Source organism: Buttiauxella warmboldiae (assembly GCF_003818135.1).
Lineage (GTDB): Bacteria > Pseudomonadota > Gammaproteobacteria > Enterobacterales > Enterobacteriaceae > Buttiauxella > Buttiauxella warmboldiae.
In genome coordinates this window covers 1-21,121 of record NZ_RPOH01000024.1, presented here as the reverse complement: position 1 = coordinate 21,121, position 21,121 = coordinate 1, and the positions used below count along the sequence as shown (strand labels likewise).

Sequence of the window (21,121 nt, the reverse complement as noted above, 5' to 3'; positions counted from 1 at the left end):
TTGAAGCCGGGAACAAGGGCATCGCGATAAGTCAGATAAATACATTGCCCTTAGTGTTGCTGATGCCCACAAAGATATAGCCAGAAGACAGCCCGGCTAATCTCCTCTCTCTCAAGGGAGAGGGTTAGGGTGAGGGTGTAGGCGAATGAACTGGCGCTTTATCTCCACCACCAGCGCGTTACGCGAAATCAACAGCATGACGATAAAGGCCAGCGCGCCCGCCGCGATTTGTGCCGCGAGTAACAGGCCGAGCGACAGATGCCCCTTCAGAGCAACGCCCAGCAAATAGCTGACCACAACGGTGGGAATGGAAAGGTAAAACGGCAGCCAGAGACTCTGAATGTACTGACGGAAACTTGCGCCCAGCACCGGTTTAATCATCACGAAATAGCTCAGCACGGTATTGACCACCTGCACCAACAGGAAGCCGAGCGTCACGCCCAGCGCGCCAGCCAAATGGCCGCCGATGACAATCGCCGGGATAAACAGGCAGGTTTTGAAGACGTTGAATTTAAAGCTGATATCGACCCGCGCTTTCGCCATTAGCAGCGAACCAATCGGGTTGCCGATGGCGCGCAGCAGGCCGACCACACACAGCAGTTGCAGGATCGGGGTAATAAATTGCCACTTGTCACCAAACACCAGCGGCACAAAATTGTGCGAAACCACTAAAAGGCCGAGCAGCGCCGGGAAGTTAATCATCCCAACAATCGACAACAGTTTGTAGAAGTTGACGCGTAACTTGTCGGTATCATCCTGAATTTTGGCAAATGCCGGGAACAGCACACGGGTGATAATCGGGTTCAGCTTCATCGGCGGCACCACCGCCACGTTGTAAGCCAGGTTGTAGCCCCCGGCAATGCTGGCTCCCAGAATACGCGCCAGCACTAACGTTGAAAGGTTGGTATTCACGTAATTGATGAGGCTATCTGCCGTTAGCCACGCGCCAAACCTGAGATTAGAGCTGACGGACTTGAACGAGAAATGCAGGCCAGGGCGGTAAATTTTGCGGCCAAAGAAGCTGAACAAAGAGGTGCGCACCAGGGTATTCACCAGATAACCAATAATCGCGGTTATGGCGAACGGGTAATACCACGCTGCGGCGACGGTTACGGTAAACCCCGCCAGTACGGATGCCGTTTCAATCATGCCTATCTTTGAAAATTCCAGCTCCTTTTGCATCAGCGCGCGGAACTGCTGGCCGTGGGGAATGACGATAAAAGCGAACGACAGCGTTTTAATCAGCGGCGCAAGCTCACGAGCATGCAGCACCGAGGCAATCGCATCGCTAAGTAAAAACACCGTCGCAAACACCGCGACTCCGAGGCCAACGTTCAGCCAGTACAGCGTGCTCAGCTCCAGCTGGCTGATTTCTTTGCGCTGGATAATCGAATTGGCAATACCAAAATCCGCCAGCGTATCGGCCAGCGCAATAATCACCAACGAGATAGTCAGCAGCCCAAATTCGTGATTATTGACCAGCCTCGCAAGCCAGGTCATCTGCACCAGGCCCAGGCTAATAATGATTACCGTGGCGATAGCAGACCATTTCGCGCCGCTGATGGTTTTTTCTCTCAGGCTCATTAAAGACTCACTTAATACGCAGCTTTATTCACAAAGCCTTTGAAGATGGTGAGGAAGACAATTTTGATGTCGAACCACAGGCTCCATTCGCGGATGTATTCCAGGTCAAACTCAACGCGCTTCTCCATTTTTTCCAGCGTGTCGGTTTCGCCGCGCCAGCCGTTGATTTGCGCCCAGCCCGTAATGCCCGGCTTTACTTTATGGCGCAGCATGTAGCCTTCAATCAGCGAGCGGTATTGTTCGTTATGGGCCACCGCATGGGGACGCGGGCCAACAATCGACATCTCCCCCATCAGCACATTAACGAACTGCGGCAGCTCATCAAGCGAGGTGCGGCGCAGGAAATTCCCCACCGGCGTAACGCGCTTGTCGCCTTTGGTGGCCTGCGTCACGACCGCGTCGTTTTCCATCACTTTCATCGAGCGGAATTTCCACACTTTGATCGGCTTGCCGTCCATGCCGTAGCGCGTCTGGCGGAAAATAATCGGGCCGGGAGAAGTCAACTTCACCGCAGCGCTGATACACAGCAGCACCGGGGAAATAAACAGCAGGATCATCGCGGAAAGCACGATGTCTTCCAGGCGTTTCAGGATGCGGTTAATACCGTTTAGCGGCGTATCAAACAGCGGCACCACCGGCACGCCGTTCACTTCTTCGGTGCGGGAGTTGAGAATATTGAAGGTGAAAACATCCGGGATCAGCATCACCGAACAGGTGGTATCCGTCAGTTCACGTACCAGCGTTTTGATGCGCGCCTCTTCGCTCATCGCCATGGCGATGTAGATATTGTCGATATGCCCGGCGCGCGCGTGTGCCACCAAATCGGCGAAACAGCCCGCATAATCACCGTGTTTCGATTCCGGTTGCTTATCGTCGTAGACCCCCATCACATCAAAGCCTAACCACGGTTCGTTGCGGAAGCTTTCAGCAAGCGTGTAACCCACGGGGAGTGAACCGGCGATGGCAATCCGGCGCGTGTTGTAGCCCATATTGCGCAGCCAGCCGGCCCCGATGCGAATCAGCGAACGGCACATAACCATGCCGAAACTGCTTAACACATACCAGGCGAGATAGACCCAGAACGAGCCGTCGAAATCAGGGTTAAAAGCCAGCAGCCCGGCGCTGAAAATCAGGCTCAGCGTCCAGTTTTGTAGCAGCAGCATCAGTTCGCTGGAAATTCGCACACCGCGCCAGGAACGATAAAAATCGGTTATTCCACCAATCATTTGAAAGACGACGAGGGCCAGCAACGCCATCAGCAAATGCATGTACAAAAACGGTAACGCGTTGACCTGACACACTACCCATAAGCCAACAAACATAATGGTGATGTCGGAAAAACGTTGCACCATAGAGATCAACGATGCGTTGGTTTTTGGCAGCTCGCGCTTTTTTAGGTTTGTCATCGTTTTACCTTTATTAAAAGGGTGACGGGTCCCCTTTCCTGCCTCAGGAGATCCCCGTCCCCACAGTTCACTGATTCAGCAGTGCCATAATTTCCTGCGTTCGCGCCTGCATCAGCGGCTCGTTGCTGCGCGACTCCACGTTCAGGCGCACCACCGGCTCGGTGTTCGAGCTGCGCAGGTTAAAGCGCCAGTCGGCAAAGGCCATGCTCACGCCGTCGGTGTGGTCCACTTGCTCAGCGTGCGGCGCAAAATGTTGCTGTACACGAGCAATCGCCACCTTCGGGTCCGCCAGCTTGCTGTTGATTTCCCCGCTCGCAGGCCACGCCGCCATGCGATCGTGCACCAGCTCGCCCAGGGTTTTGCCTTTCAGGCACAGCAGTTCCGTCACCAGCAGCCACGGGATCATCCCGCTGTCGCAGTAGGCAAAATCACGGAAATAGTGGTGGGCGCTCATTTCCCCGCCGTAAATCGCGTCTTCCTGGCGCATACGCTCTTTAATAAATGCATGACCGGTTTTCGACATCACCGGCGTGCCGCCCGCGCGCTCCACGATATCCACCGTGTTCCAGGACAGGCGCGGGTCGTGGATGATCTTCGCGCCAGGCTGTTTTTCGAGGAACGCCGCCGCCAGCAGGCCGACGATGTAATAGCCTTCGATAAACTTCCCTTTCTCATCGAACAGGAAGCAGCGGTCAAAATCACCGTCAAAGGCGATGCCCATATCCGCGCCGTGTTCAATCACCGCATTGCGGGTGTCGTCGCGGCACTCCGGCAGCAGCGGGTTCGGGATACCGTTCGGGAAGCTGCCGTCAGGCTGGTTGTGAACTTTGATAAACGTCAGCGGCACATTGAATGCCTTAAAGCGGGCTTCGATAGCATCGACAATCGGGCCTGCCGCACCGTTACCGGAGTTAATCACCAGCTTCAGCGGTTTGATGTTGGCGACGTTGATGTAGGTGAACAAATGGTCGATATAGGTCTCCACCAGCGAGATTTTCTGGTAGCTGCCGCGCTTTGCGCTATCAACCGGCGGGAAGTCATTGGCTTCGGCCAGGCGCTGCACGTCGCGCAGGCCGGTGTCGCCGCTGATAGGGCGCGCGCCTTCGCGCACCAGCTTCATGCCGTTGTAATCCATCGGGTTGTGGCTGGCGGTGACTTCAATGCCGCCGTCCACGTTCAGATGCCAGGTGGCGAAATAGATCTCTTCGGTGCCGGACAGGCCGATATCCAGCACGTCCACGCCCGCATCCTGCAGCCCTTTCGCCAGCGCCAGTTTAAGCCGCTCGCTGGTCAGGCGCACGTCTCCGCCCAGCACGATGGTTTTTGGTTTCAGGTACTCGCCATAGGCGCGACCAATGCGTTCAGCGATCTCTTCATTCAGTTCTTCACCCAGCTTTCCACGGATGTCGTAGGCTTTAAAACAGGTTAATTTCTGCACTTTTCAGTCTCCTTCGGGCAGCGGTTACCCAACCCGCAGAGTGGTCTGCGGGGACGCATCATTTTTATTGGTTAAACGCGGCCGTAACGGTCTTCGAAACGGACGATGTCGTCTTCTTCGAGATAGGTGCCGGAACGCACCTCAATCAGGTCGAGCGGGATTTTTCCGGGGTTTTCCAGGCAGTGGGTCACGCCCAGCGGAATGTAGATGGACTCGTTTTCGCCCAGCAGACGGGTCTCTTCGCCCAGCGTCACTTTTGCGGTGCCTGCCACCACAATCCAGTGTTCGGCGCGGTGGTGGTGCATCTGCAAAGACAGCCCCTCGCCCGGCTTCACGGTGATACGTTTCACCTGGTAGCGGTCGCCTTCGTCGATGGAGTCGTATTTCCCCCACGGGCGATAAACTTCACGGTGGTTGTGGTGTTCATGGCGGCCATCAAATTTGATTTGCTCAACCACTTTTTTCACGCTTTGCACATGGTCGCGGTCAGCAATCAGCACCGCATCTTTGGTCTGCACAACAATCAGATCTTTCACGCCCACTGTTGTGACCAGGCCCGATTCGGCATAGATGTAACTGTTCTCGGTAGCGTGGCTTATCACATCGCCGTGGTGCACGTTGCCCTGCTGGTTTTTGCTGCTGATTTCCCACAGGGAAGACCATGAGCCCACATCGCTCCAGCCCGCATCCATCGGCACCACCACCGCATCGGCGGTTTTTTCCATTACCGCGTAGTCAATGGATTCATCCGGGCAGGCCAAAAACGCCGCTTCGTCAACGCGCACAAAATCGAGATCCGGGTCGATATTCGCCATCGCCTTTTCGCAGGCGCTGAGAATATCCGGGCGGAATTTTTTCAGCTCTTCAAGGTAACGTCCGGCGCGGAACAGGAACATGCCGCTGTTCCAGTAATATTCGCCGCTGGCAACATAAGCCTGCGCGGTGTCGATGTCCGGTTTTTCCACAAACTGCGCCACGCTAAAGGCCACCGCGTCAACGCCTGGGGTATTCGGGCTCGCCAGCTCGCCACGGCGAATGTAGCCGTAGCCGGTTTCTGGCAGGTCAGGAACAATACCGAAGGTAACCAGTTTCCCCGCTTCGGCAAACGGCAGCGCGCTGCGCACCGCGTCACGAAACGCCTCTTCGTTCTGAATCACATGATCGGCTGCCAGGATCAGCATCAGCGGGTCGTGTTGCGGCTGGTTACGCACCGCCGCAAGGGCCGCCAGGGCGATGGCCGGCGCGGTATTGCGCCCGGCAGGCTCCAGCACGATATTTTCTGTCAGCTTGTTCAGCTCGCGCAGTTGCTCCGCGACGATAAAACGGTGTTCTTCATTGCAAATCACCACCGGGCTTTCGCATTCCACGCCGTTCAGGCGGCTGATGGTGGTTTGCAGCATCGTCAGTTCGCCTTTCAGGCACAGGAACTGTTTCGGGTAAAGCACGCGGGACAACGGCCATAACCGGCTACCGTTTCCACCCGCCATAATGACTGGGTAGAGTTGACTGTGACTCATGGTTTAACCCCGATATTTTATGCAGAAAGATCTGCGATAAACTGGTTTAGCACGCTGTCTTTCTCCAGCGTGCGCTCGGCATATTGACTCGCCACCGTGTTGTGTAGCGGCAATTGCAGGCAGCGCTCTATACCTTCGGCTAACGCATCAACCGATTCAGGCTCGACACACACGGCAATACCGGAATGAGCAATGCACAGCTGGCCGAGTTCGGTATCCGGTTCTGCGGTAATCACCGCATTGCCGCCCACGGCAAGAATATTGGTCAGTTTTGATGGCAACACCGCATCGGCAGCTCCCCGGCGCTGGATCACCAGGTGGCAATCCGCAAGACGCAACAGTGCTGGTAGCGCGTTGTAAGGCTGAAGCGGATGGAATACGACGTTGTTCAGCCCTTTTTGCTGGGTGAGTTTTTGCAGGCGCGCTTTGCCGCCCCCCTGCCCGACAATCACAAACAGGTACGGTTGCTGAGTGAAACGTTCCGCCACCTCAATTACCGTTTCCAGCCCCTGCTTTTCCCCAATGTTGCCGGAATAGAGGATGATTTTTTTATCCGCAGGCAGCTGCAGCTCGTCACGTACCGCCTGTACTTCCGCGCCAGAAATGTCGCGAAAACGCTCCACTTCCGACCAGTTGGGGAAAAAGATCACTTTGTGTGGATCAACGCCCTTCGCGCGCGCTTTGTTCATCATTGAGCGCGAGATAGTCGAAACGTTATCCACGTTGTGCAGGCCGCTTTGCTCAAAACGGCTTGCCAGCCTGGCGACTTTGCCCTGTTTTTTACCCGCCATTCCCAGGCCGAGCATGGCGTCGACTTCGTAATCCTGAATATGCAGCAGCGTGCGCGCGCCGCTCAATTTTGCGAGCAGGCGCATACCCGGCACGCAAAATAGCGTCGGCACTACGCCGATAATGCGATCCGGCTTCCAGCGACGCTGGGCGATAAGCGGGAAGAACGAACTCAGCGCAAAGCTGCCCAAATGAATCAGGCGCTTTAGCGTTGACGGCTGTTTTGGCACATACAGCGGGCAGCGCCAGACGGTCGCGGCACCGACTTCTTTCTTGTATTTCCAGGATGAATAATCGGGATGCACTTCCCACACCGGGTAATAAGGTGGTGCGGTAATGACCCGCACCTCATGGCCCTGGCTCGTCATCCACTCAACCATCTCGCCGGTATACTTGCCGATGCCGGTCAGTTCTGGCGAATAGTTAATTCCGTACACCAGAATCTTCATAAGCCGATGACCTTATCCGCCTTGTCGGTGAGAAAATAAGCGCGGCTGTTGTTATGCACATCGTCGCGAGCCAGCAATTGCTCCGGTGTTAACCAGCGGTAGTCGCTGTGCTGCGCGTCCGGCAACGTCAATTTTTCGGCATCGACCCGCAGGCGAAAACCCAGCACCACATAGTGGGTGGAGAAATCCGGCCCGGAGAAATTGTCGTCGTAGAAGTGCTGCCACACGCCGTAAAACTCACCGTCGGAAAGGGTAAACGACCTGCCCAGTTCAGCTTCGGTTAAGCGAGCAACAGCCCGCTCCAGCGTTTCGTCTTTTTGTACCCGGCCCCCCGGCACAAACCAGAAGTTCTGCGCCGGGCGCTGGGTGCGTAAGCCCAGCAGAAATTCGCCGGCCTGATTTTCCACAATCAGATCGATGGAGATCAGCGGCGTGGCGCGAACAACGGTTGAGAACTCTTCAGCGCTCAGAAACATATTTACCCCCGGAACCGCTGCTGGTTTGCGAGGAACCACTGGTAGGTGCTGGCGAGGCCCGGCTCCAGGGTGATTTCCGGATACCAGCCCAGGCGGCGCAGGCGCGTCACGTCCAGCAGCTTGCGCGGCGTACCGTCAGGTTTAGAGGCGTCAAACACCACGCGCCCACGGTAGCCTGTGACTTTAGCGATGGTTTGCGCCAGCTCGCGGATGGTGCAGTCAACCCCGGTGCCAACGTTGATATGCGAAAGCATCGGCTGGGTATTTTCCTGCCACACCTCGCTTGCCAGCTCCATAACATGAATACTGGCCGCCGCCATATCATCAACGTGCAGGAATTCACGCATCGGCGTACCGCTGCCCCACACCACCACATCCGGCGAGTTTTGCGCCGTCGCTTCGTGGAAACGGCGCAACAACGCCGGGATTACATGCGAATTGCTCGGGTGGAAGTTATCGTTCGGGCCATACAAATTGGTTGGCATGACCGAACGATAATCGCGACCGAACTGACGGTTATAGGACTCGCACAGTTTGATACCGGCGATTTTGGCAATCGCATACGGCTCGTTGGTCGCTTCAAGCGTGCCTTGTAGCAGCTCGCTTTCCGCCATCGGCTGGTTGGCCATTTTCGGGTAGATGCACGAGGAACCGAGGAACAGCAGCTTATTCACGTTGTGCGTATGCGCAGAGTGAATAATGTTGGCTTCGATCATCATGTTTTCATAGATGAAGTCCGCCGGATAGGTGTTGTTCGCCACAATTCCGCCCACTTTCGCCGCCGCCAGGTAAACCTGATCGATACGCGCATCGGCGAAGAATGCATTAACCGCCGCGCCATCCAGCAGGTTCAGCTCGTCGCGGTTACGCAGCACCAGTTCAACGTCTGCACGTTGCTCAAGCTGACGTTTGATCGCGGAACCGACCATCCCGCGATGGCCGGCAACAAAGATACGTTGTTTATTCATGCTCAGGACTCCAGCGCGATGGCAACCTCGTAGCCGTGTGACTTGAGCAACGAGTGCTTTTTCGCCGCTTCGAGATCTTTCGCCACCATTTCGCCGACCATTTCACGCAGCGTGATTTCTGGCTTCCAGCCCAGCTTTTCGTGCGCTTTGGTTGGGTCGCCGAGCAGGGTTTCCACTTCCGCAGGACGGAAGTAGCGCGGATCAACGGAGATAATCACATCCCCCGGCGCAACACCCGGCGCGTCATGGCCGGTGACGGAAACCACAATCCCCTTCTCATCAACGCCGGTGCCTTCAAAGCGCAGTTTGATGCCCAGCTGTGCCGCCGCCATTTCCACGAATTCGCGTACGGAATACTGCACGCCGGTAGCAATCACGAAATCTTCCGGGTTGTCCTGCTGCAGCATCATCCACTGCATTTTCACGTAGTCTTTGGCATGGCCCCAGTCGCGCAGGGAATCCATGTTGCCCAGATACAGGCATTTTTCCAGGCCCTGAGCGATGTTGGCGATGGCGCGGGTGATTTTGCGGGTGACGAAGGTTTCGCCACGGCGCGGGGATTCGTGGTTAAACAGAATGCCGTTACAGGCAAACATGCCGTAGGATTCGCGGTAGTTTACGGTTATCCAGTAAGCGTAAAGTTTGGCAACCGCATACGGAGAGCGCGGGTAGAAAGGGGTGGTTTCTTTCTGCGGCGTTTCCTGCACCAGGCCGTACAGCTCGGAAGTGGATGCCTGGTAGAAACGGGTTTTCTTCTCAAGGCCTAAGAAACGAATCGCTTCCAGCAGGCGCAGGGTTCCCATCGCATCCACGTCGGCGGTGTATTCCGGGGATTCGAAAGAGACCGCAACGTGGCTCATAGCGCCGAGGTTATACACTTCATCCGGCTGCACTTCGGAAAGAATACGGGTCAGGTTGGAGCTGTCCGTCAGATCGCCATAGTGCAGATGGAATTTGGGATTGCCGGAATGCGGATCCTGGTAAATATGATCGACACGTTCGGTATTGAAAGAAGAGGCACGGCGTTTAATGCCGTGAACTTCATAACCTTTTTCCAGCAGTAGTTCCGCCAGATAGGAGCCGTCTTGTCCGGTAACGCCCGTGATGAGAGCTACTTTAGTCATAATGGATTTTCCTCTTTAAAAACCAGGTTCTGATTTGTAGGTCCGTGGGGTGGATAAACGAAGCGTCATCCACCGCAATATCTACAAAGTTCTGGAACGTATTTTTATGGCTGGGTTACCCCGGCAAACGGCATTTGCCGGTAATGATTTATAAATACTGCTGCGGGCGCCGACCACGGTGCCATTGCCAATCGTGACGCCAGGTGAAACAAAGACATCCGTGGCAAGCCAACATTTTTCACCAATAACAATTGGCGTGGCAGTAATATCGAAATGTTTGCTCAGATAATCATGACTGCCGGTACATAAATAACACTTTTGTGAAACGACAGAATTGGCACCAATCGTAATTTCACCCAGCGTATATAACACGGCGTCATCGCCTACCCAGGCATAATCCCCGAGGGTTAACTTCCATGGGTAAGTAATTTTCACTGACGGGCGAATCACCACACCCTTACCAATTCGCGCGCCAAACAAGCGTAATAAAAAGGCGCGCCAGCGATAGAATATTTGCGGCGACCAGGCAAACAATGTCGCTTGCACCGCCCACCACAGCTGAACCTTAATAGGGTTGCCGCCCCGAAAACCTTTCGGCACCGAGAAGCCATTTAATTCCTGCATAGATTATTCCCGTGAGAATCAGGCTTTATTATAAAGAGCTTTTGCTTTCCCCGTTGTGCGTAAGCGGAGTTGATATGACAGTTCGGCAATAAATCCCGGCACGCCTAATATTTTCCGCTGAACGTTTTTTGCATCACGACACAGCTCAATATTATTAGTGGTCGATACGCCGCCCATCGAAAACTCACAGACAATCCCCTTAATGCGTTTAAAGCCATAACCGCTTTTATACATCCTGGCGGCCAGCGCGTAATCTGAAGACACTTTATATTGCAGTTCGTACGGGTATTTAAGCAGCCCAGCCCGCGGGAAAAATATCGCCTGATGGCTGGCGGGTAAACTGTGGTAAATATACCACCCCTGTTTTGCACGGCGTTCTGCTTTTGTCCCGTCACCAAAATCCAGCAACGCATCGCCAATAATCATGGCGTTTTCTGCCTCGGGCCTTGCAGCAAGCTGGCTGACGACCCTCATAATATCCTGATGGAAAATATCACCCGAGTTAAGGAACAGTGCATAACGGCCCTGAGCCAGATGAATGCCTTTGTTCATCGCGTCGTAAATACCGTTATCTTTTTCACTCACGAAACGTAAGTTGTACTGCCCGCTGATGTTTTCCAGAAACTCTTCGCTGCCGTCTTGCGAGCCGCCATCAACCACAATCCACTCAAAGGTGACACCCGGTGCCTGCGCTAAGTGAGCCAGCGACTGCCAGGTTTTTTCTATCCCGGCGCGATTTTTATAAGCCACGGTGATGACGCTTAATAACATAATCGACCTCAACTGTTGGTGATATTGAGTGCCTTGCGTAGAATAAACGGGCAAACAATTAAGAACGCATATTCAGGGCTAAAAATTGAACCGGTAAAAAACAGTGACAGTGGTGTAAACAGCCATAATTGCACGCGGTAGTTTTCATTATTACCAAATGCCGTGCGCATCATTTTAATCACTTTCCACATATACCAGGCCGCCAGTAATACTGCGAACCATGAAAAATAGATAATCAGCAGATACAAGCCATTGTCTACCGTTTTACCAACATCCGCACCGTTAAAGATTCCGAATGATGCGACATATTCATATAAAGATCCGAAACGAACCACCCCGTCAATATTGGTCAGTGAATGCCCGACCATCGCCAGCGGGCCAATAATACGATAATACGAGGACGATCCTTCCGTTCCTAAATCGCCTAAACGCGTCGCAATATAAGGAAATGCGAAGATTAACCCGACTAAAAACACCGCCAGGGAAATTATCGCCAGCGGCAACTTTTTCTTTATTGCATTTTTATTAAGGTACTGGAACGCCCATTCAAGCAGATAAAACAGGATAAACGTCATTACCCCTGAAAACGAACCCGAAAGCACTATCCCGAGAAGAATCATAGCATCAGTTTTTGCCGTTTTGATACCAAACTGTTTGATGCTGAGCCAAATTGAGATTAATGCCAGAGCGAAGAACGCCGGTTCGAAATAAAGTGCCGTGGTACGTTTACCCCCGAAGCTAATAAAATTCAGAACATAACTATTACTGTATATAAGAAACTTCGAAATCTTCTCAATTAAACTGCTGCCGCCCGTGAGAATAATCTCAGCCATTTCTGCCGCCGCCAGCGTCACAACGATACCGACGACGCCATAAAATAACCTTAATAATTTACGGTGATTATGCTGTGAAATAGTTTTAAAACGGCAGCTCCAGGTCATGGCTATGATCAGCACGATATACACAAACAATAGCGTCGAGGTGACATATTTGCTGGCATTCAGCGACTGGCCAAAAATGTAGTTAAATGCGGTAAGCCCCGCCCCAATACCCAACGCCATCATCAATTTTTTGACGCTAATGCGTTCAATGTACAAAAAAAGAATCGCGGGCAGGAAGGTGACTATGGTGACCGGAAAGCTTTCCCCAAGTGAAGCCAGCTTAACGTTGACCACCAGGTAGATAAACGGCAGCAGCAGATAGCTACAGATTCTGATAGAACGCGACATACTCCTCCAGCATCTGTTGTCCACTGAACGCCCGGCGGCTGGCGGTTTTGAAGCTCTGCAAGTCCTTGCCAAACACCTGCTGCGCCAGCTGCTCTTTTGGCATTTTCACCAGTTCCAGCACCCGCGCATCGCTAAAGGTTTTACCGCCGACTTTACGCAGCACTTCATCCGCCGCGTCACTTTGCGTGGCTATCACCGGCACGCCAATCGATAGCGCTTCGCACAGAATCAGCGGGTAGTTGTCCACCTGCGAACTGAACACCAGCGAGTCCATTTCATTAAGCTCGCCCATCAGCGCTTTTTTGTCGGTCATATAGCCGTGATTCACCACGTTGGGGCCGTTAAACGGCGAGAATTTCCCAAAGGTATGCAGCTCGATGTCATCACCCAGCGCCATCATAGCCTGCACCAGCTGCTGGTTGGTTTTGCCGTCGTAGCGTAAATCATGCGCCACCACCGCCACTTTGGGTTTGTTACCCGCGGCACGCGTCAGCGGCAGCTCAGCCAGAATCGCTTCGGTTGCCACATCAATTCCGTTATTGATAATTTTGCAGCGCCCCGCCCCATAGATGCGGTTAAAGGCATCGGCCACGTGCTGGCTTGGGGAGATAAACTGGCAGCCCAGCGCTAACATTTCGCGCAACAGCTGGCGCTTGGCATCCACCAGCAGGCGGGCGCGATCCTTTTTCACCGGCGGGTAGTTGGTTAAGGTGGGGCATTTCTGGCAGCCGGTTTTCCAGCCGTCGCAGCCGTCGAGAAACGCGCAGCGCCCGGTAATACTCCAGTGATCGTGCAGCGTCCAGACAAAAAAAACATCCGGCTTATGGGCTTTTACCCGCTGGCAAAAACTCACCATTTCTTCCAGATTCAGCCAGTAGCTGTGGACCACATGGAAATGCAGCACCACCGGGCCGTTCGCGCGCGTCACTTTGCGATACAGGTTATTGAGGTTGCCAAACGGGTCGCGGTTGAAAAAGCGAAACAGCATGAGATTGGCAATCGAGGTCAGGCGCGGCGTGTGTTTTTCCACGCCGTGGAATTTATCGTGGCTGGCGCTTTTCTTGCCGCCTTTGCCGTAGCCGTAGATAAAACGGGAGTGAAAACCTGCGGCATTTGCGCGCTGGTGGAGATCCAGCGCCACCCCGGCGGCCCCGCCTTCCGCCAGGCGCACGTTGAATTGTAAGATATTCAAGATGACACCTTCACCTTAGCCTTTTCGCCAACGACCAGTGAGTTATCAGGAATGTCATCAACCACTACGCTTCCCGCACCAACCACAACGTTATTACCTATAGATATATCCCCGATAATGACGATGTTGGAGCCCAGCTCAACTTGATTACCTATCACCGGGCAGGAAAGATCCTCCCCGCCACGGTTGCCAATAGTGACACCCTGGCGGATAACTAAATCATCCCCTGCCACCACATTTTTATTAATGACAACCCCGTAACCATGATGAATGGTAAAACGCCGACCAATGGTTGCCGCCGCTTGAATTTCATAACCAAAGATGACTTCAGTGATCAATCGGTATGCCGCTAAAATGGGGGCGGCCCACACATTATTGAGGATGTTTTTTTTACGTTTTACCGAGCTAAAGTGGGCCACACGGTATGCAACCACCATGCAGCAAGGACGTAAACTCCAGGAGTTTGCTTTCAGATCTTCTAACATCGTCATTTACCTCTCAGTGAATCAACCATTCTTTTCGTGTTGCGAATAGAAAGCAGTGTCAGCCGTGTGCGAAATGACATTTTCTTATTGCGGATAATATAGAGCGTAAAAAGTTGGTATTTTTTGCTGGCGGGATCGAACTTATCTTTATGTTTTTTATAAAAACTAAAGTATCCAGAAAATTTCTTCGCTGATTGGGTAATTCTGAACTCACCATGATTGATATGCAGAACCTGGGTCGCCTCCTCTACTTTCCACGGCTGGCCGTATTCTACCGCCATGCGCAAAAAGGCGTCGTAATCCTGAGCCGCGGGCAAACGAGTATCAAACTGGCATTTTTTAAAACGTTCAGCGGAAGTAAATATCTGATTGCCAATGATATTGCGTTTGTAAAAACGCGCCAGGGTATAAACAGATTTTGGGTACAACGGTAAACTGCTCGGTTGCGAATAAACCTGCCCGGCGCAGATATAATCATTAGCGTATAAAAACGCGTGCGTCACCAGCTGGTGCCGATGCTCAAGAAATGTAGATAACCGATTTGGCGTCCATTCATCATCGTCATCAATTCCCGTAATAAACTCGCCTTGCGCCATGTTAATGGCTTGATTACGCACCGCACAGGCCCCGGAGTTGAAATCATTACGGGTATAACGCACGCGCGGGTCGCCCAACTGTTCAACATAGGTTTGTAGCTGCTCCCAGCTCGTTGAACAATCATCAACGATTAATAGCTCCCAGCGCTTATAATCCTGGCGCAGTACCGATTTAATAGCGCGGATCGCCAGCTGCTGGCGGTTCCATGTCGGCATATAAATAGAGATAAGTGGGTTATTCATGGCACACCCCAAAGTCTTGTTATGAAACAACCCTCATCTCAGCCTCTCCGGGGAAGAGGCTTAGGATGAGGGCGTAACCTTCAATTATTTCGCATCGGACTTATATTCGTATTCGTAGTAACCGTAGTCCTCATACCCGGCCGCACGGCGGAAGATAGAGTTCAGGATCACGCCGCGCACGCTGATGCCGTTTTGTTCAAAGCGGCTCAGGCTGGTTTCGACCTCTTTGAGCGTGTTGACCGCATAACGCGCCACCATCAGCGTGGTGCCTGCGTGACGGCCCACGATTGCGGCATCGGTCACCGCCAGAATCGGCGGGGTATCAATCAATACCAGCTCGTAATTCTTACTGGCCCACGCGATAAGCTCGGCAAAACGCTCGCTCATCAGCAGTTCAGAGGGATTCGATGGCACCACGCCGCGTGGAATAAGGTCAAAATTGGGCACCGAGGTTTTTTGTGCGCAGCGGCTGATTTCCGCCTGCCCGGTAAGCACTTCCGCAAGGCCGTTGTTGTTAGTGGTGCCCAGCAGTTCGTGGGTATAGCCTTTACGCATATCGCAGTCGATAAGCAGCACGCGTTTATTCGTCTGGCTAATTACCGCCGCAAGGTTGGCGCAAACAAAGGTTTTACCAATAGACGGGCTAACCCCGGTCAACATCAGGACATTATTCGCTGCCTGCATCATGGCAAAGTGCAGGCTGGTACGCAGGCTGCGGATAGCTTCAATCGCCAGATCCGTCGGGTTGCCCACCGCCAGCAGCTGGCTTTGTTTATTGCGCTTCGCCCCTTTCACACCGCGTACCGTGGCGTTATCGCGCGATTTCTGCCATTCGGAAAGCGGGATGCTGGCATACACCCCAATCCCCGCTTCTTCGAGCACCGCCGGGCTTTCGATGCCACGGTTGAACAGCGAACGTAACAGCACGCCCACAATGGACAGCATCAGGCCAAGAATAATGCTGCCGAGAATAATCAATGCGCGCTGCGGTTTAACCATGCCGGGCTGCGCAATCGCCGCATCAACGATACGCACATCGCCCACGGTGCTGGCCTCGGTGATTTTCAGCTCTTGCTGCTTGTTTAACAGCTGCATATAAACCTGCTGGCCGGATTCCACATCACGCGTCAAACGCACGATCTCCTGCTGGGTTTTTGGCATCGCCGTCACCCGCCCGTTAAGACGCTCTTTCTCATCCTCCAGGGTCTGGCGTTTTTCCAGCAGGGTGCGATAAGCCGGGTGGGCTTTGGTATACAGCTTGGAGATTTCCGCCTCTTTGAAGGTCAGCTCGTTGAGCTGCGCATCGATATTAACCATGGTATCGAGCACTGACTTCGCTTCCAGCGACAGGTCAACGGAGTCCTGCTGCTGGCGGTAAGCATTCAGCTTATTTTCCGCCGCATCAAGGCGGCTGCGCACGTCCGGCAGCTGTTCGGCCAGGAATTTCAGGCTTTTTGCCGCTTCTTCCGATTTACGCTGGACGTTCTGCTCAAGATAGTTACGCGTGATGCTGTCGAGAATCGCGCGGATCTTATCTTTGTCCTCGCCGGTATAAGAAAGGCTTAGCACGCCGGTATCCTTACCGTTTTCCGCGACGGTCAAATTGCCCTGTAGCTGGTTGATCATGCCGAGCGTGGAGTATTTGGTGACGGTAAAGGCGTCGCCAGGCTGTGCTTTAATCGCGCTCACCATTATTGAGACGCCGCCCTGACTAAGCGGCTGCCCAACCTGCCCTTTGGCGCTAAAGCCGCTATCGCTGGTCAGTAAATAGCGCGTTGGGCTAAGTACCTCCAAGGTGAACACATTTTTGGCCTGGCCTGCGGGGAGGTTAAAGGTGTCCACTGCCACGCTGTCATTCTGTCGCCCTTGCAGGCGATCCCAGCCCGCGCCCAGCAGCCAGAAGCGGTTTTTCTCCACCGCTATATCGAGGTTAAGATCGTCAACGGTTTTCCCCAACACCAGGCGCGACTGAATCAGCTGTATCTCCGCCGCGGAAGCAGGCGGTTTGTTAGAGAGCGCGGAGCTAATATCATTCACCAGCGAGTTACCGGCGTTTTGTTCAATTTGCACCAGCGCATCGGCTTTATAAATTGGCGTGGCAAATAGCGCGTAAACCGCGGCCAGCAAGGCGAAAGTTGCCGTGATCCCCAGCACCCACCAGCGGGCCTCAAGAACCGTAGCAAACAGTCGGCCAATATCGATTTCATCATTGCCCTCAGCCGGGGCGCTCGAACGGCGTGATTTTTCTGTCATTGTTATCCCTGATGAGCGTTGAGTGCGTGAGCCCATTTCCGGGCGCTCTGGTCCAGCAGACCGTAAACCGCTTCAAAAGCGTCGCGGCTTTTGCGATACGGATCGGGGATCTCCCGCTGCGCGTCCCAGTGACCAAACAGCATCACCTTGCCGCGCATCTCCGGAGCCATTTCGCAAAGTGCGGAGATATGGCGTTTTTCCATGGCGAGGATCAGGTCGTACTCGCGGCACATTCTGCCGGAAACCTGCTTTGCACAATGGCCCTCAAGGGAGAGATTATGCTGTTGCGCCACCCGAACGGCGGCTTCATCCGCCCCTTTTCCTACTAATGCCCCAAGCCCCGCAGAGGTGACGGTAAGCGTCGGCTGGTAGCTTTTCAGCAGCCGCTCCGCGGTAGGGGAACGGCAAATATTTCCCACACAGACAACCAGAATTTTGTTGAACATAGCGCGTTACCAGGTATGGATATCTTTGGCGGCGTCCGTCATATAGCGAACGCCGTTGATGGTTGGCAGCAGCTGGTTGATCAGGCGATTCCAGCGCGTCACAGGTGCGGTGGTCACATACACCACATCGTAAGGCTGCAGCTGGAATTCGGTACCCATCACCAGCGAGGTCGCATCCGACATATCAAGCTGATAAATATTGGCGATTTTGCCGCCCTGCTTCTCTTTGATGGGGCGAATAACGAAAATCCCGCTGGCGTTAGAGGCGGTCATATCCAGACCTTCGGCCTGGCCAAGCGCTTCGGTCAGCGTCATGCCGCTGAAGTCCATCTTCAGGGTGCTCTGCTTCTTGACCTCGCCCATCACGAACACTTTCAGATCGTCGTTGCGCGGCACAAACAGAATGTCGCCAGGGTACAGAAGATGGTTCTGGCTCAGGTCGCCGTTTTGCATCAGCGCCTGCAGGGAGATACGTTTTTCCTGGCCGTTGTGCGTCAGCACCACGTTGCGCCAGTCGGCGGCATCGGTCAGCCCGCCGGCGGCATTAATCGCATCCAGAATAGTGAGCGGCACGTTGGTAATGGGCTGCTGGCCGGACTTATTGACCTGGCCTGAGATATAAGCTTTTTGGGAGCGGAACGCAGCGATATTAACGTCCACCTGCGGGTCTGCGATGTACTGCGCAAGGCGGCCGGTAATATCACTACGGATTTCAGCCAGCGTCTTACCGGTGACTTTTACTTTACCCACATACGGATAGAACATGGTGCCGTCAGACTGCACCCAGTTGCCGGCGTCACTTGAGCTACGGTACTGGCCCGCCGGCGTGGTGAGTTCCGGGTGATCCCACACCGTGACGTTGAGAACATCCCCCGGCCCTACCCGGTACTGATAGGCGGCGATCTCCTGGTCGAGAGACATATTTGGCTGCGCCACCGCCGGACGTACCCGCAGCTGTTCCACCAGGCGCGGCGTTAACGGATAGACGTTAACCATGCGGTCCAGGTTAAAGTCTGAATCCTGTTGCCGGATAACATCTTTCCCCATCGTCGACATATTGCTACCTGGGAGCACGGTGCAACCGCTCATCAGGGTTACCGATACCAATAATGGCATCAATTTAAGTTTGTATTTTATCATTGAGTATTTATCACTATGGCAGAGTAATTATCCTGAGCGAATAAAATAAGTGACTCGTTAGGTTTTTGAATAACGCCTAAATTGAAACCTGGTTCAGGCAGAAAATAACTGGCATCAATCCTAAAAAATCGCTTATTTCCCGACATCCTATTGACAGAATAATTGAGGCTTATTCTCTGGCCTTCAGGCATGCTACCGCCCCTGGCTTACAGTCACCAACCGACTGAAAAAAGACAATTTATATGTAATAACCTTTGCAACCGCTGAGCCCGGAAAATTATTCCCCAAGGGGTAAGCGCGGCCCTGGCAGACTAAACATTTCAACTGCGGTGAATAATAAAAATAGATCTGCTGGCAGCTACCGATATCGATTGTTACAGCTAACCCTATATCAGGCAAGGTGACAAAGAAGCAGTAAAGGACTTTTAAGAATAATATTAACGGCACTTTTACAGGTGTTTAGGAATTTCTTTAGATTGACAGAAAATGAATTGGTGATATACCGCCAGACATTATACAGATATATCTCATGTAATTTTAAGTATAAGAAAAAGCAATCAACCGTAATGGCGTAAAATAATTATTCGTTTACCCTGGTGATTAAATGGGAATGTAGCAATAACCCCATAATGGGTGAGTGGATATAATTTATCCCGCCCCTTACATTGCAATTTCGTCCCTGCGTATCCATCATTCCTGTGTGGCATATGTCATCTGACAAGAGGTGCAGAAGGGCTTATGGAATGGATTGCCGACCCCTCTATCTGGGCAGGTCTGCTAACATTAGTGACCATCGAGCTGGTGCTGGGCATTGATAATCTGGTGTTTATCGCCATCCTTGCCGAAAAACTTCCCCCGCCGCAGCGTGACCGGGCGCGCGTCACCGGGCTTATCCTTGCGATGCTGATGCGCTTGCTGCTGCTGGCCTCTATCTCCTGGCTGGTGACGCTCACTCGCCCGCTGTTTCATATCAACGAGCTTGCCTTTAGCGCCCGCGACCTGATTATGCTGTTCGGTGGGCTGTTCCTGTTGTTCAAAGCCACCGTGGAGCTGAACGAACGGCTGGAGGGGAAAGACAGCGAAACCCACACGCAGCGACGGGACGCACGCTTCTGGCCGGTGGTGGCGCAAATCGTCGTTCTCGATGCGGTGTTTTCTCTCGACTCGGTGATCACCGCAGTGGGGATGGTCGACCATTTGCCGGTCATGATGGCCGCGGTGATTATCGCTATTTGCCTGATGCTGCTTGCCAGCAAAGCGCTGACGCGCTTTGTGAACAACCACCCGACTATTGTGATCCTCTGTCTGAGCTTCCTGCTGATGATCGGCTTCAGCCTCGTGGCCGATGGCTTCGGCTACCATATTCCAAAAGGCTATCTCTACGCCGCCATCGGTTTCTCGGTGATGATCGAGAGCCTGAACCAGCTTGCCATCTTCAACCGTCGCCGCTTTCTCTCGGCCGATCGGTCATTGCGCCAGCGCACCGCCGAAGCGGTATTACGCCTGTTGAATGGCAAAAAGGAGGAGGCTGAGCTCAATACGCAGACGGCTTCTCTGATTGCCGACCATGCGCCGCAGGATCAAATTTTTGCACCGCAGGAGCGGCTGATGATTGAGCGTGTTCTCAACCTGAACCGCCGCTCGGTCAGCAGTATTATGACCTCGCGCCATGATGTGGAACATATCAGACTAGCCGACCCGGAAGAGCGGATACGAACCTTGCTGGATAAAAACCAGCATACCCGCGTGGTGATAACCGATGAGGGCGATGAGATCCTCGGCGTGGTGCATATCATCGATCTGCTTCAGCAAGCGCTCAAAGGTGAAGCGCTCAATCTTGAGGCGCTGATTCGCCAGCCGCTGGTCTTCCCGGAAACGCTGCCGCTGCTGGCCGCGCTGGAGCAATTCCGTAGCGGCCGCACCCATTTTGCTTTTGTCGTGGATGAGTTTGGCTCGGTAGAAGGCATAGTCACGCTCAGCGATGTGATGGAAACCATCGCCGGTAACTTACCCAATGAGGCAGAAGAGATCGACGCGCGCCATGATATCCAGAAAAACCCGGATGGCACCTGGACGGCCAACGGGCATATGCCGCTTGAAGATTTAGTCCAGTTTGTCCCCTTACCCCTTGATGAAAAACGTGACTATCACACGATTGCGGGTTTACTGATGGAGGCGCTACAGCGTATTCCGGTGAGCGGAGAAGAGGTGCAGGTGGGTGATTTTCTGCTGCGTACTTTGCAGGTTGAGAGCCACCGCGTGCAAAAAGTGCAGATTGTGCCGCTGGAAGTTAATGCAGAGATGAATTATGAAGTGTAATCAGAAAGAGAGCCCGGGGGCTCTCTCAGACTGATGACAAACCCCATGACTGTCGCAAAACGAACATGGGCC

18 protein-coding genes are annotated in these 21,121 nt (G+C 53.4%); 1 reads left to right on the top strand and 17 read right to left on the bottom strand.

What is annotated here, in order from left to right:
- Positions 1-111: 111 nt before the first annotated feature.
- The 17 genes from EHN07_RS07280 to EHN07_RS07200 form a co-directional block, all read right to left on the bottom strand.
- The gene (locus tag EHN07_RS07280) at positions 112-1,584 is read right to left on the bottom strand and encodes an MOP flippase family protein (protein ID WP_124023516.1); all 1,473 of its coding nucleotides are present in this window, start codon (positions 1,582-1,584) and stop codon (positions 112-114) included.
- Between the two features lie 11 nt (positions 1,585-1,595).
- Positions 1,596-2,990, bottom strand: coding sequence for an undecaprenyl-phosphate glucose phosphotransferase (wcaJ, locus tag EHN07_RS07275; protein WP_124023515.1), 1,395 nt, complete (start codon positions 2,988-2,990; stop codon positions 1,596-1,598).
- Positions 2,991-3,057: 67 nt separating this feature from the next.
- Positions 3,058-4,428 (bottom strand): colanic acid biosynthesis phosphomannomutase CpsG, encoded by a 1,371-nt coding sequence (gene cpsG / locus EHN07_RS07270; RefSeq protein ID WP_124023514.1) that lies wholly within the window; start codon positions 4,426-4,428, stop codon positions 3,058-3,060.
- A gap of 71 nt (positions 4,429-4,499) precedes the next feature.
- Entirely contained in the window at positions 4,500-5,945 is a 1,446-nt protein-coding gene (cpsB, locus tag EHN07_RS07265; protein ID WP_124023513.1) for a mannose-1-phosphate guanyltransferase, read from the bottom strand.
- A gap of 17 nt (positions 5,946-5,962) precedes the next feature.
- The gene (gene wcaI, locus EHN07_RS07260; RefSeq protein WP_124023512.1) at positions 5,963-7,183 is read right to left on the bottom strand and encodes a colanic acid biosynthesis fucosyltransferase WcaI; all 1,221 of its coding nucleotides are present in this window, start codon (positions 7,181-7,183) and stop codon (positions 5,963-5,965) included.
- Positions 7,180-7,659: a GDP-mannose mannosyl hydrolase gene (locus EHN07_RS07255; protein WP_124023511.1), complete on the bottom strand. Its 480-nt coding sequence runs from the start codon at positions 7,657-7,659 to the stop codon at positions 7,180-7,182. The genes wcaI and EHN07_RS07255 overlap by 4 nt, the downstream gene beginning before the upstream one ends.
- Before the next feature lie 2 nt (positions 7,660-7,661).
- Positions 7,662-8,627 carry a GDP-L-fucose synthase gene (gene fcl / locus EHN07_RS07250; protein ID WP_124023510.1) on the bottom strand — a complete coding sequence of 322 codons (966 nt, stop codon included), beginning with the start codon at positions 8,625-8,627 and terminating at the stop codon, positions 7,662-7,664.
- A gap of 2 nt (positions 8,628-8,629) precedes the next feature.
- Complete coding sequence (gene gmd / locus EHN07_RS07245) at positions 8,630-9,751, bottom strand: GDP-mannose 4,6-dehydratase (protein ID WP_124023509.1); 1,122 nt, start codon at positions 9,749-9,751, stop codon at positions 8,630-8,632.
- Positions 9,752-9,832: 81 nt separating this feature from the next.
- A complete protein-coding gene (gene wcaF / locus EHN07_RS07240) occupies positions 9,833-10,375 on the bottom strand; it encodes a colanic acid biosynthesis acetyltransferase WcaF (protein ID WP_124023508.1) in 543 nt (180 codons plus the stop codon).
- A gap of 18 nt (positions 10,376-10,393) precedes the next feature.
- A complete protein-coding gene (wcaE, locus tag EHN07_RS07235) occupies positions 10,394-11,146 on the bottom strand; it encodes a colanic acid biosynthesis glycosyltransferase WcaE (protein ID WP_124023507.1) in 753 nt (250 codons plus the stop codon).
- 8 nt (positions 11,147-11,154) lie between these two features.
- Positions 11,155-12,375, bottom strand: coding sequence for a colanic acid polymerase WcaD (gene wcaD / locus EHN07_RS07230; RefSeq protein ID WP_124023506.1), 1,221 nt, complete (start codon positions 12,373-12,375; stop codon positions 11,155-11,157).
- Positions 12,350-13,567: a glycosyltransferase gene (locus tag EHN07_RS07225; RefSeq protein WP_124023505.1), complete on the bottom strand. Its 1,218-nt coding sequence runs from the start codon at positions 13,565-13,567 to the stop codon at positions 12,350-12,352. The genes wcaD and EHN07_RS07225 overlap by 26 nt, the downstream gene beginning before the upstream one ends.
- Positions 13,564-14,052 carry a colanic acid biosynthesis acetyltransferase WcaB gene (wcaB, locus tag EHN07_RS07220; RefSeq protein ID WP_124023517.1) on the bottom strand — a complete coding sequence of 163 codons (489 nt, stop codon included), beginning with the start codon at positions 14,050-14,052 and terminating at the stop codon, positions 13,564-13,566. The genes EHN07_RS07225 and wcaB overlap by 4 nt, the downstream gene beginning before the upstream one ends.
- Positions 14,053-14,054: 2 nt before the next feature.
- Positions 14,055-14,891, bottom strand: coding sequence for a colanic acid biosynthesis glycosyltransferase WcaA (gene wcaA / locus EHN07_RS07215; RefSeq protein WP_124023504.1), 837 nt, complete (start codon positions 14,889-14,891; stop codon positions 14,055-14,057).
- A gap of 84 nt (positions 14,892-14,975) precedes the next feature.
- Positions 14,976-17,144, bottom strand: coding sequence for a tyrosine-protein kinase Wzc (wzc, locus tag EHN07_RS07210; protein WP_124023503.1), 2,169 nt, complete (start codon positions 17,142-17,144; stop codon positions 14,976-14,978).
- 2 nt (positions 17,145-17,146) lie between these two features.
- Positions 17,147-17,590: a low molecular weight protein-tyrosine-phosphatase Wzb gene (wzb, locus tag EHN07_RS07205; protein ID WP_124023502.1), complete on the bottom strand. Its 444-nt coding sequence runs from the start codon at positions 17,588-17,590 to the stop codon at positions 17,147-17,149.
- Positions 17,591-17,596: 6 nt separating this feature from the next.
- Positions 17,597-18,730 (bottom strand): polysaccharide export protein, encoded by a 1,134-nt coding sequence (locus EHN07_RS07200; RefSeq protein ID WP_124023501.1) that lies wholly within the window; start codon positions 18,728-18,730, stop codon positions 17,597-17,599.
- A gap of 738 nt (positions 18,731-19,468) precedes the next feature.
- Between EHN07_RS07200 and EHN07_RS07195 the strand changes: the two genes are divergently transcribed.
- A complete protein-coding gene (locus EHN07_RS07195) occupies positions 19,469-21,049 on the top strand; it encodes a TerC family protein (protein WP_124023500.1) in 1,581 nt (526 codons plus the stop codon).
- Positions 21,050-21,121: the final 72 nt, after the last annotated feature.

Coding starts and splice junctions, on each gene's coding strand:
- EHN07_RS07280 (WP_124023516.1), bottom strand. CDS start 1,584: ATGAGCCTGAGAGAAAAAACCATCAGCGGCGCGAAATGGTCTGCTATC.
- wcaJ (WP_124023515.1), bottom strand. CDS start 2,990: ATGACAAACCTAAAAAAGCGCGAGCTGCCAAAAACCAACGCATCGTTG.
- cpsB (WP_124023513.1), bottom strand. CDS start 5,945: ATGAGTCACAGTCAACTCTACCCAGTCATTATGGCGGGTGGAAACGGT.
- wcaI (WP_124023512.1), bottom strand. CDS start 7,183: ATGAAGATTCTGGTGTACGGAATTAACTATTCGCCAGAACTGACCGGC.
- EHN07_RS07255 (WP_124023511.1), bottom strand. CDS start 7,659: ATGTTTCTGAGCGCTGAAGAGTTCTCAACCGTTGTTCGCGCCACGCCG.
- fcl (WP_124023510.1), bottom strand. CDS start 8,627: ATGAATAAACAACGTATCTTTGTTGCCGGCCATCGCGGGATGGTCGGT.
- gmd (WP_124023509.1), bottom strand. CDS start 9,751: ATGACTAAAGTAGCTCTCATCACGGGCGTTACCGGACAAGACGGCTCC.
- wcaF (WP_124023508.1), bottom strand. CDS start 10,375: ATGCAGGAATTAAATGGCTTCTCGGTGCCGAAAGGTTTTCGGGGCGGC.
- wcaE (WP_124023507.1), bottom strand. CDS start 11,146: ATGTTATTAAGCGTCATCACCGTGGCTTATAAAAATCGCGCCGGGATA.
- wcaD (WP_124023506.1), bottom strand. CDS start 12,375: ATGTCGCGTTCTATCAGAATCTGTAGCTATCTGCTGCTGCCGTTTATC.
- wcaB (WP_124023517.1), bottom strand. CDS start 14,052: ATGTTAGAAGATCTGAAAGCAAACTCCTGGAGTTTACGTCCTTGCTGC.
- wcaA (WP_124023504.1), bottom strand. CDS start 14,891: ATGAATAACCCACTTATCTCTATTTATATGCCGACATGGAACCGCCAG.
- wzc (WP_124023503.1), bottom strand. CDS start 17,144: ATGACAGAAAAATCACGCCGTTCGAGCGCCCCGGCTGAGGGCAATGAT.
- wzb (WP_124023502.1), bottom strand. CDS start 17,590: ATGTTCAACAAAATTCTGGTTGTCTGTGTGGGAAATATTTGCCGTTCC.
- EHN07_RS07200 (WP_124023501.1), bottom strand. CDS start 18,730: ATGATAAAATACAAACTTAAATTGATGCCATTATTGGTATCGGTAACC.
- EHN07_RS07195 (WP_124023500.1), top strand. CDS start 19,469: ATGGAATGGATTGCCGACCCCTCTATCTGGGCAGGTCTGCTAACATTA.